The 10,149-nt window shown below is 75.1% G+C and carries 9 protein-coding genes; all 9 read left to right on the top strand.

Annotated elements, in window-relative coordinates; all coding sequences use genetic code 11:
- The first annotated feature begins 93 nt into the window (after positions 1-93).
- Positions 94-1,131: an LLM class flavin-dependent oxidoreductase gene (locus tag Sfr03f_RS07930; protein ID WP_108952938.1), complete on the top strand. Its 1,038-nt coding sequence runs from the start codon at positions 94-96 to the stop codon at positions 1,129-1,131.
- A gap of 74 nt (positions 1,132-1,205) precedes the next feature.
- Positions 1,206-2,894, top strand: a complete 1,689-nt coding sequence (locus Sfr03f_RS07935) for an ABC transporter substrate-binding protein (RefSeq protein ID WP_245967447.1) — start codon at positions 1,206-1,208, stop codon at positions 2,892-2,894.
- Positions 2,891-3,838 (top strand): ABC transporter permease, encoded by a 948-nt coding sequence (locus Sfr03f_RS07940; protein WP_108952940.1) that lies wholly within the window; start codon positions 2,891-2,893, stop codon positions 3,836-3,838. Before Sfr03f_RS07935 ends, Sfr03f_RS07940 begins: the two co-directional genes overlap by 4 nt.
- On the top strand, positions 3,835-4,728 hold the full coding sequence (locus Sfr03f_RS07945) for an ABC transporter permease (RefSeq protein ID WP_108952941.1): 894 nt from the start codon (positions 3,835-3,837) through the stop codon (positions 4,726-4,728). The genes Sfr03f_RS07940 and Sfr03f_RS07945 overlap by 4 nt, the downstream gene beginning before the upstream one ends.
- Complete coding sequence (locus tag Sfr03f_RS07950; RefSeq protein WP_108952942.1) at positions 4,725-6,356, top strand: dipeptide ABC transporter ATP-binding protein; 1,632 nt, start codon at positions 4,725-4,727, stop codon at positions 6,354-6,356. Before Sfr03f_RS07945 ends, Sfr03f_RS07950 begins: the two co-directional genes overlap by 4 nt.
- Before the next feature lie 93 nt (positions 6,357-6,449).
- Positions 6,450-7,727: an acyltransferase family protein gene (locus tag Sfr03f_RS07955; RefSeq protein ID WP_245967448.1), complete on the top strand. Its 1,278-nt coding sequence runs from the start codon at positions 6,450-6,452 to the stop codon at positions 7,725-7,727.
- Positions 7,724-8,944 carry a cytochrome P450 gene (locus Sfr03f_RS07960; RefSeq protein ID WP_108952944.1) on the top strand — a complete coding sequence of 407 codons (1,221 nt, stop codon included), beginning with the start codon at positions 7,724-7,726 and terminating at the stop codon, positions 8,942-8,944. The genes Sfr03f_RS07955 and Sfr03f_RS07960 overlap by 4 nt, the downstream gene beginning before the upstream one ends.
- A 25-nt stretch (positions 8,945-8,969) precedes the next feature.
- Positions 8,970-9,164 carry a ferredoxin gene (locus tag Sfr03f_RS07965; RefSeq protein ID WP_108952945.1) on the top strand — a complete coding sequence of 65 codons (195 nt, stop codon included), beginning with the start codon at positions 8,970-8,972 and terminating at the stop codon, positions 9,162-9,164.
- Between the two features lies 1 nt (position 9,165).
- Positions 9,166-10,089 carry an alpha/beta hydrolase gene (locus Sfr03f_RS07970; RefSeq protein ID WP_108952946.1) on the top strand — a complete coding sequence of 308 codons (924 nt, stop codon included), beginning with the start codon at positions 9,166-9,168 and terminating at the stop codon, positions 10,087-10,089.
- Positions 10,090-10,149 lie beyond the last annotated feature (60 nt).

Below are 10,149 nucleotides of genomic sequence, written 5' to 3' on the forward strand. Positions count from 1 at the left end.
TGTGCCGGACCTCTCCCGGGGGTGCGCGCCGTCCGCCCTCCCCGGCGGCGGCGCGCACCCTCCCCTCCTCCGTCTCCCACCCAAGGACCGGCCATGACCACCGCCCCCGGCATACCCCTGTCCGTCCTCGACGTGGTGCCCGTCTTCGAGGACGGCTCCGCGACCGCCGCACTGCACGACACCGTGGCACTGGCCCCGCGCGTGGAGGCCCTCGGCTACCTGCGCTACTGGGTCGCCGAACACCACAACACGCCCAGCCTCGCCACCTCCGCCCCCGGCATCCTCGCGGGCCGGCTCGCCGCCGCCACCAGCACCCTGCGCGTCGGCTCCGGCGGCGTCCTGCTGCCCAACCACGCCCCGCTGGTGGTGGCCGAACAGTTCGGCACCCTGGAGGCGCTGCACCCCGGGCGCGTCGACCTGGGCCTCGGACGCGCCCCCGGAACCGACCCGTTCACCGCGCGGGCCCTGCGCCGCTCCTCGCACGGCGAGGACTTCCTCGCCCAGATCGAGGAACTCGACGGCTACTTCGCCCCCGCCGACCCCGCCGACGGCATCGTCGCCGTCCCCGCCGCGGACGGCCGGCCGCAGCTGTGGATGCTCGGCTCCAGCCCGGCCAGCGCGGAAGCCGCCGCCGCGCTCGGCCTGCCGTACGCCTTCGCGCACCAGATCGCCCCGCACGCCTCCGCCGCCGCCCTCGCCCGCTACCGCGAGGCGTTCCGGCCCTCCCCGTACCTGGACCGGCCCCGCACCCTGATCTCCGTCCTGACGACCGTCGCCGACAGCGACGAAGCCGCCCGGACCACGGCCGCGCCCTACCTGCTCGGCAAGATCCAGATGCGCACCCGGCCCCGCTTCGACGCGTTCCCCACCCCGCGGGCCGCCGCCGACCACCCCTGGAGCCCCGCCGAACTGCGGTTCCTGGACGACCTGGTGGAACCCCAGCTGATCGGCTCCCCGCACACCGTGCGCACCGGGCTGGCCGCCCTGGTGGAAGCCACCGGCACCGACGAGGTGATGGCGCTGACCGTCGTCCACGGGCAGGACGAACGCCTGCGCTCCTTCGAACTGCTCGCCGAGGCGGCCGCGGACGTCCCCACGGGCACCGCCGGGAACGCCGCGGCCCGGCGGTGACCCCAGGGCCGCCGAGGGGCGCGTTCCGGCCGACGGGACGCGCCCGGCGTCGACTTCAGGCCGACTTTAGACGCATGCCGAGAGTGGACACCGTCCCGCACCCCCGGCTTCCCGGAGTACCTATGCCACCGCGCCGCACCGTCCACGCAGCCGCCCTGCTGTCCGCCTTCGTGCTCGCCGCGGTGACGGCCTGTTCCACCGACGGCGCCTCGGACACCCCGGCGGCGGGCGCGCCGCGCTCCGGAGGATCCCTCGTCTACGCCGGCGAGCAGGAACCCGACTGCTGGGACCCGCACACCAGTGCCCAGGACGTCACCGCCTTCGTGCAGCGCCCCGTCTTCGACTCGCTGGTGTACCAGACGCCCGACGGCGAACTCGAGCCCTGGCTCGCGGAGAAGTGGACCGTCGGCGACGGCGGGAAGAGCTACCTGTTCACCCTGCGCGAGGGCGTGACCTTCACCGACGGCACCGCGCTGGACGCCGCCGCCGTGAAGGCCAACTTCGACCACATCACCGCCAGGAAGACCCAGTCGCAGTACGCCGCCGGCCTCCTGGGCCCCTACAAGGGCGTCACCGTCCGCGACGAGCGGACCGTCGAGATCCGCTTCAGCCGCCCCTACGCGCCCTTCCTCCAGGCGGCCAGCACCACCTACCTCGGCATCCAGTCCCCGAAGGCGCTCGAGAAGGGCGCCGACCAGCTGTGCGCCGGCACCGCCTCGGTGGGCTCCGGACCCTTCAAGGCGAAGTCCTACGTACGCGGCCAGCAGCGCGCCTACACCCGCAACCCCGACTACCGGTGGGCGCCCGCGGGAGCCGGGCACAGCGGCCCCGCCCGGCTGTCCTCCTTCACGATCCGCTTCATGACCGAGGACGCCACCCGCGTCGGCGCCCTCACCTCCCGTCAGGTCGACGCGGCCGCCGCCCTCCCGGCCCAGCAGATCGCCACCGTGCGGCGCGACGAGAGGCTCGACGTCGTCTCCCAGGCCGTACCGGGCGCGGTCGACGCCTTCTACCTCAACACCAAGGGCGCGCTCTTCTCCGACGTCCGGGTGCGCCGCGCGTTCCGCCACGCCATCGACCTGGACACGGTGGTCGACTCCGTCTTCCAGGGCACGGCGACCCGCGCCCACAGCACCCTCTCGCCGACCACGCCGCACAGCTACGACGCCACCCTGGAGAAGCAGGAGTCCTACGACCCCGACCGCGCCGCCCGGCTCCTCGACGAGGCGGGCTGGACCGGCCGCGACGCCCAGGGGTACCGGACGAAGAAGGGCCGCGTCCTCACCGTCGTCGCCCCCGTCTACGGCAAGCCGAGCGTCTTCTCGCAGGCCGTGCAGGGCGACCTGAAGAAGGCCGGCATCAAGCTCGACCTCGCCGCCTCCACGGACGCCACCGAGGTCTCCTCCCGCCTCGACGAGGGCCGCTACGACGTCGTCGAGATGTCCTGGGCACGCTCCGACGGCGACATCCTCAGCCACTTCTTCCGCTCCACCGAGTCCTCCGCGGGCGGCGGCCACAACTTCTCCCGCCTCGACGACCCCCAGGTCGACCAGTGGCTGGACGAGGCCCAGCGCGCCCACGACCCCGAGGTGCGCGCCGCCGCCTACGCGAAGGTGCAGCGCCGCACCCTCGACCAGGCGGTCGTCGTCCCGGCGTACGTCGAGCAGTCCACGGTGGGAGTCGCCGAGCGCGTCCACGGGCTGCGCCTGAGCACCTCCGCCTGGCCCGAGTTCTACCCCGCCTGGGTGGAGGACGGCCGATGATCCTCCTGCGCCGCGTCGGCGCCCGCCTGGGCGCCGCGCTGCTGGTCGTGTGGGGCGCGGCCACCTGCGCCTTCCTCGTCCTGCAGCTGGTGCCCGGCGACCCCGTGCACGCCGTCGTCGGCTCCAACGCCCTGGTCTCCGCCGAGCAGCGGGAGGAGATCCGGCACCACTACGGCCTGGACCGCCCGCTGCCGGTCCAGTACCTCGCCTACCTCGGACGGCTGCTCGGCGGCGACCTGGGCGACTCCTACCAGCTGCAGCAGCCGGTCGCGCAGGCCCTGGCGCAGCAGCTGCGGCCGACCGTGGAACTCGCCGTGGGCGCCACGCTGGTCGCCGCCGTCCTCGCCCTCGCGGTGACCGTGGCCACCTCGGGCCGGGCCCACTGGCCGCGCCGCCTGTCGGGCGCGGTGGAACTGGTCCTCGTCTCCACCCCGTCGTTCTGGCTGGGCATCGTGCTGCTGACGTTCTTCTCGTTCCGGCTGGGCTGGCTGCCGGTGTCCGACGCCGGAGGCGTCGCCTCGCTCGTCCTGCCGGTCCTCACCCTGGCGCTGCCCATCGCCGCCGTCCTGGTCCAGGTGATGCGCGAGGGACTCCTCGACGCGCTGCGCGGACCGTTCGTCCTCACCGCCCGGGCCCGGGGGCTCACCGAGCCCGCGGTGCGCTCCCGCCACGCCCTGCGGCACGCGGCGCTCCCCGCGCTGACGCTCGCCGGCTGGTTCACCGGAACCCTGCTGGGCGGCGCGGTCGTGGTGGAGAACGTCTTCGCCCGCCCCGGCATCGGCCGGATCACCCTCCAGGCCGTCAGCGGCCGTGACCTCCCCCTCGTCCAGGGCGTGGTGACCCTGTCCGCCGTGGTGTTCGTCGCCGTCAGCGCCCTGGTGGAACTGCTCGCGGCGGCAGTGGACCCGCGGCTGCGACCCGCCACGGGGGTGCCCGCCGCATGACGTCCCCGCCCTCGCTCCCACCCGCGCCCGCGCCGCGCTCCGTGCGCAGGCCCCGCCGGGGGGCCACCGCCCGCACGGCGGCGCTGCCGCCGCCGACGGTCCTGCTCAGCGCCCTCGTCCTCACGCTGTTCCTGGCCGCCGCGTTCGCCCCGGGCCTGTTCGCCACGGCCGGCGCCACCGACACCGACCCGCTGCACACGCTCCAGGCGCCCGGCTCCGCCCACTGGTTCGGCACCGACCAGCTGGGGCGCGACGTCTTCTCCCGGGTCGTCCACGGCACCCGCCACTCGCTGGCCATCGGCGCCGCGGCCACCGGAGCGGGCGCCGCGCTGGCCGTGGTCTGGGGCCTGGCCGCCGCCCTGTCGGGACGGCTCGGCGACGCCCTGCTCATGCGGACGGCCGACGCCCTGCTCGCGCTGCCCGGCCTGCTGCTGGCGCTGCTCGTCATGCTCGTCACCGGCAAGGGGGTCACCGGCGCCACCATCGCCGTCGCGGTCGGCACCGCGCCCGGCCTCGCCCAGGTGGTGCGCACCCAGGCGCTCGTCGTGCGCCGCTCCGGATACGTCGAGGCGGCCGTCGGGCTCGGCGTGCCGCGCCCGCTGGTCGTGCTGCGGCACGTCCTGCCGAACACCCTCGGCCCGCTGCTGGTGCTGGCCACCGTCACCCTCGGCGCGTCCATCTCCACCGGCGCCGCACTGAGCTACCTCGGCCTCGGCGCCCAGCCGCCCACCCCGGAATGGGGCGCCATGCTCACCGAGGGCCAGGGCTTCCTCGAACAGGCCTGGTGGATCGCCCTGTTCCCCGGCCTGATGCTCGTCGCCACCGTCCTCACGGTCACCGTCCTGGGCCGCTGGGCCCAGGACCGCACGGAACGGCGTGCCGCCTCATGACAGTCCTCACCCCGCGGGAGACCACGCCCGCCCCGCTGATCGACGTGGCGGACCTGGACGTCCGCTTCGGCAGCGGACCCCGCCAGGTGCACGCCGTACGCGGGGCACGGCTCACGCTGTCCGCCGGCCGCTGCCTCGCCCTGGTCGGCGAATCCGGATCCGGCAAGAGCGCGCTCGCCCGAGCCCTGCTCGGGCTGGCCGGCCCCACCGCCGAGGTCCTGGCCGGGCGGCTGCGGCTGTTCGGGCAGGACGCGACGGCGTTCGGACCCCGCGAATGGCGCGCGGTGCGCGGCCGCCGCATCGGCCTGGTCGCCCAGGACGCCCTCGTCGCGCTCGACCCGCTGCGCCCCGTCGGCAAGGAGATCGCCGAACCCCTGCTCACCCACCGGACCGTGCCGCGCCGCGCCGTCCCCGCGAGGGTCGTGGAACTCCTGGAGCGGGTCGGGGTGCCCGAACCGGCGGAGCGGGCCCGCTCCTACGTCCACCAGCTGTCCGGCGGACTGCGCCAGCGCGCGCTCATCGCCTCCGCGCTCGCCGCGGAACCCGGCGTGCTGATCGCCGACGAGCCGACCACCGCGCTCGACGCGGCCGTGCAGGCACGCGTCCTCGACCTGCTGGGCGAGCTCACCCGGGCCGGGACCGGTCTGCTGCTCATCAGCCACGACCTGGCCGTCGTCGAGGCGCTCGCCGACGACGTGGCCGTGATGCGGGCCGGCCGGATCGTGGAGCACGGACCCACCCGAGAGGTGCTGGACAGCCCCCGGCACGCGTCCACCAGGGCCCTGCTCGACGCCGTCCCCGGCACCCGGCCCCGCACCCAGGCGCCGCCCCCGCCCGACGGGGCGCCGGTGCTGGAGGCCGACGGCCTGGTCAAGCGGTTCAAGGGGCCGCGCGGCGCCCGGCGCACCGCCGTCGGCGGCGTCTCCTTCACGCTGCGCCCGGGGGAGACGCTCGGCCTGGTCGGCGAGTCCGGCTCCGGGAAGTCGACACTGGCCCGGATGGTGTTGGGACTGACCGAGCCCGACGAGGGCACGGTACGGCTGGACGGCGCCGCCTGGAGCTCGGTGCCCGAGCGGCGCCGCAGGGCCGGCCGCCGCACGCTGCAACTGGTGCCCCAGGACCCGCTGAGCGCCTTCGACCCCCGCTGGGACGTCGCCCGCGTGGTCGGCGAGGCGCTGGCCGTCGCCGGAGTGCCGCGCGAGCAACTGCGCCGCCGCACCGTGGGGCTGCTCGAACAGGTCGGCCTGGGCGAACAGCACCTGGACCGCCGGCCCGCCGCCCTGTCCGGCGGCCAGCGGCAGCGGGTCGCCCTCGCCCGGGCGCTCGCCCCGCGGCCCCGGCTGCTGGTCTGCGACGAACCGGTGTCCGCCCTCGACGTCTCCGTGCAGGCCCAGGTGCTCGACCTGCTGCGCGAGCTGCAGGCCTCGCTGGGCCTCGCGGTGCTGTTCATCTCCCACGACCTGGCGGTGGTCCGCGAGATCTGCGCCCGCGTCATGGTCATGAAGGACGGTCAGGTGGTCGAGTCCGGTCCGGTCGAGGACGTCTTCTCGGCGCCACGGCACGACTGCACCCGCGCCCTGCTGGACGCCGTGCCACGGCGCGCCCGCGCCGCCCAAGAGCGGCTTTAGATCCGGCCAATCGGCGACTGCGAGCCTCGACGGGCCAGTTTTCGGACAAGCCGGAGGTCACCTTCCATGCCAGGCGCCCCAGGACACCCCCAGGTGTCGAGACTGCCCTCGCTCACCGGGATGCGGTTCGTCGCCGCGCTGCTCGTCTTCGCCTTCCACACCACCTGGCAGACCGTCTACGTCGCCGGGACGGGCGGCGACGTCCTGGGCGACGTCTTCGCCAACGCCGGCTTCTACGGCGTGAGCTTCTTCTTCGTGCTCAGCGGGTTCGTGCTGACCTGGTCGGCCCGGCCCGAGGACACCCCGGCCGCCTTCTGGCGGCGCCGGCTGGTGAAGATCTACCCCAACCACCTGGTGACGTTCCTGCTGGCGGCCGCGCTCATGCTGATCGCCGCCGACGCGTTCACCACCAAGGGCACCCTCGCCAACCTCTTCCTGGTGCAGGCGTGGATCCCCGAGATCCAGGTGCCCAACACGATGAACGCCGTCAGCTGGTCGCTCTCCTGCGAACTGTTCTTCTACCTGAGCTTCCCGCTGCTCCTGCGCCTGCTGAACCGGGTGCCCGTGCGACGGCTGTGGGTGTTCGCCGGCGCCCTCGGCGCCCTCACGGTGCTGGTGCCGGCGATCGCGCGGCACGGCATCGGCGGCGTCCCGCTGCCGTTCATCGACGACGGCACCCTGTCCTTCGAGCAGATCTGGTTCGTCTACTTCTTCCCGCCCGTGCGCGCGCTCGAGTTCGTCCTCGGCATGGTCGCCGCCCGCCTGGTGCAGGCCGGTTCCTGGCCGCGGCTGGGCCTGCTGCCGGCCGCCGCGATCGCCGTCGGCGGCTACGCCGTCAACTCCCTGGTGCCCTACCTGTACGGCGTCGCCGGCACCGCGGCCCTGTGGCTCGCCCCGCTCGTCGCCGCGGCGGCGACGTCCGACCACCGCGGCGACGCGTCGCCGCTGCGCGGCCGGACCCTGGTCCGCCTCGGGGAACTGTCCTTCGCCTTCTATATGGTGCACGGACTGGTCACCTCCTCCGTCCACCGGTGGCTCGTCGCCGGCAAGGACCTGCCGCCCCTGGCCGGCGCCGCGGCGCTGCTCGGCGCGCTGCTGGTCAGCCTCGCCCTCGCCCTGGCCCTGTACAGCGGGGTGGAGGAGCCGCTCATGCGCCGGTTCGGGGCGCCGCCGCGCCGCCCGGCCCCGGCGACCCCCGCGGCCCCGGCGACCCCCGCGACTCCGGTGGCCTCCGCGGTCCCGGCGGCCTCCGCGACTCCGGCGGCCCCGACCACCTCCGCGCCCCGGTCCACGCCGGCGACCACCGGGAGCCCGGAGGCCGCCCCGGGAGTCCCGGCCCCCCGCCCCACCGCCCTGGAGGCCCGCGAATGACCGACCTCACCACCGCCCCCGCCGACGACCGCGAGGTCCCCGCCTACCCGCAGGCCCGCGGCTGCCCCTTCCAGCCGCCGCAGGGCTACGACCGGTACGTCTCGGACGGCCCCGTCACCCCCGTCCGGCTGTACGACGGACGCCGGGTGTGGGCCGTCAGCGGCCACGCCGAGGCCCGCCAGGTGCTGCTGGACGCGGCGACCTTCTCCTCCGACCGCGTCCACCCGCACTACCCCGCGACCGCACCGCGCTTCGAATCGGCGCGCAAGGTCCGCAACTTCATCGGCATGGACCCGCCGGAGCACACCGTGCAGCGGCGCATGCTGCTGTCCCAGTTCACCGTGAAGAAGGTCCAGGCGCTGCGCCCCGGCATCCAGCGCCTCGTCGACGGCCTGATCGACACCATCGAGGCGAAGGGGCCGGTCGTCGACCTGGTGCCGGAGTTCGCGCTGCCGGTGCCGTCCATCGTCATCTGCGAACTCCTCGGCGTCCCCTACACCGACCACGCCTTCTTCGAGCAGCAGTCGCGGCGCGTGGTGACCGGCACCACCTCGCTCGAGGACAGCGCGGACGCCTTCGCCCAGCTGAGCGCCTACCTCGACGGACTGATCGGCCGCAAGCAGCGGGAGCCCGGCGACGGCCTGCTCGACATGCTCATCGCGGAACAGGTCTCCACGGGGGCGCTGACCCGCCGCGACCTGGTCGACATCGCCCTGCTGCTGCTCGTCGCCGGCCACGAGACCACGGCCAGCGCGATCGCGCTCGGCGTGCTCACCCTGCTGGAACACCCCGACCAACTGGCTGCGTTCCGCTCGGACGCCACGCTCCTGCCGTCGGCGGTGGAGGAACTCCTGCGCTACATGGCGATCGCCGACGGCGTGGCCCGGTTCGCCACCACCGACACCGAACTGGGCGGCCACCGGGTGCGCGCCGGCGACGGCGTGGTCGTGGTCATCTCCACGGCCAACCGGGACGAGGCGGCCTTCCCCGGCGCCGCGTCCTTCGACGTGACGCGCGGGGCCCGGCACCACGTGTCGTTCGGGCACGGGGTGCACCAGTGCATCGGCCAGAACCTCGCGCGGGCGGAGATGGAGATCGCCCTGTCCACGCTCTTCCGCCGGCTGCCCGGGCTGCGGCTCGCCGTCCCGGCGGAGCGGCTGGCGGCGAAGGAACCGGGCGGCGTCCAGGGCGTCTGGGAACTGCCCGTCACATGGTGAGAACTGCTGAGAGGATCTGACGACCATGCGCATCACGGCCGACACCCACCGGTGTCTGGGCGCGGGACAGTGCGTCCTGTCCGCCCCCGACCGCTTCGACCAGTCGGACGAGGGGACGGTACTCGTGCTCGACGCCCGGGTGGCGGACGCCGCCGAGGAACGGCGCTTCCGGGACGTCGTGGCGCTCTGTCCCTCCCAGGCGATCACCCTGGAGGACTGAGATGCCCGTGACCGGAAGTCTCGCCGAGGCCGTCGCGGAACACCGGGGAGCGCTGCTGCCTGTCGGCGCCCTGCCCGCCGTGCCGGGCGTCTCGGTCCGTGAGGTCACCGTGCCCGGACCGCCCGGCGCGCCCGGGGTGCTGCTGCGGGTGTACCGGCCCGAGGGGACCGGCGCCGCGCTGCCGAGCGTGCTGTGGGTGCACGGCGGCGGCTTCTGCCTGGGCAACGTCGACTCCGTCCACCTGGGGGCGGCGCAGGCCGCGCTGGCGGCGCGGGCGGTGGTGGTCGCCGTCTCCTACCGGCTCGCCCCCGAGGACCCCTTCCCGGCCGGGCTCGACGACTGCTGGGCGGCCCTGGAGTGGGTCGCCGGGCACCCGGGCGAACTGGGCGCCGACCCCGCGCGGCTCGCCGTCGCGGGGGCCAGCTCCGGCGGCTGTCTGGCCGCCGGCCTCACGCTGCTCGCCCGCGAGCGCGGCGGGCCGGCGCTGTGCTTCCAGCACCTGAGCACACCGGTCCTCGACGACCGGCTGGCCACCGGCTCCATGACGGCGTTCACCGACACCCCGATCTGGAACCGCCGGCTCGCCGAGGAGAGCTGGTCGCTGTACCTGGGCGCGTGGAGCGGACCGGTCCCCGAGCACGCCGCCCCGGCCCGCGCCGCGGACCTGACCGGCCTGCCGCCGGCGTACCTCTCCACGGCGGGCCTGGACCCGCTGCGCGACGAGGGCCTGGAGTACGCACTGCGTCTCGCCCGCGCGGGCGTCCCGGTCGAGGTGCACAACTTCCCCGGCGCCCACCACGCCTTCGGCGGGCCCGCGACGCCGCAGGAACAGCGGCGGATCGCGGTGGAGCACCTGGACGCCCTGCGGCGCGGCCTCGACCCCGTGCCTCGGCCCGACGCCGGACCGCCGGCGGCGGCGGTTTAGAGGCGCGCAAGACCGCCGTTAGGCGGCGTCGCGAGGCTCGGTGGTGCCAGGTAGTCCTCA

This window comes from Streptomyces fragilis (genome assembly GCF_003112515.1).
GTDB lineage: Bacteria > Actinomycetota > Actinomycetes > Streptomycetales > Streptomycetaceae > Streptomyces > Streptomyces fragilis.

Bases quoted from the DNA above. Each gene is read 5' to 3' on its own strand.
- Sfr03f_RS07930 (WP_108952938.1), top strand. From the start codon at position 94: ATGACCACCGCCCCCGGCATACCCCTGTCCGTCCTCGACGTGGTGCCC.
- Sfr03f_RS07935 (WP_245967447.1), top strand. From the start codon at position 1,206: ATGCCGAGAGTGGACACCGTCCCGCACCCCCGGCTTCCCGGAGTACCT.
- Sfr03f_RS07940 (WP_108952940.1), top strand. From the start codon at position 2,891: ATGATCCTCCTGCGCCGCGTCGGCGCCCGCCTGGGCGCCGCGCTGCTG.
- Sfr03f_RS07945 (WP_108952941.1), top strand. From the start codon at position 3,835: ATGACGTCCCCGCCCTCGCTCCCACCCGCGCCCGCGCCGCGCTCCGTG.
- Sfr03f_RS07950 (WP_108952942.1), top strand. From the start codon at position 4,725: ATGACAGTCCTCACCCCGCGGGAGACCACGCCCGCCCCGCTGATCGAC.
- Sfr03f_RS07960 (WP_108952944.1), top strand. From the start codon at position 7,724: ATGACCGACCTCACCACCGCCCCCGCCGACGACCGCGAGGTCCCCGCC.
- Sfr03f_RS07965 (WP_108952945.1), top strand. From the start codon at position 8,970: ATGCGCATCACGGCCGACACCCACCGGTGTCTGGGCGCGGGACAGTGC.
- Sfr03f_RS07970 (WP_108952946.1), top strand. From the start codon at position 9,166: ATGCCCGTGACCGGAAGTCTCGCCGAGGCCGTCGCGGAACACCGGGGA.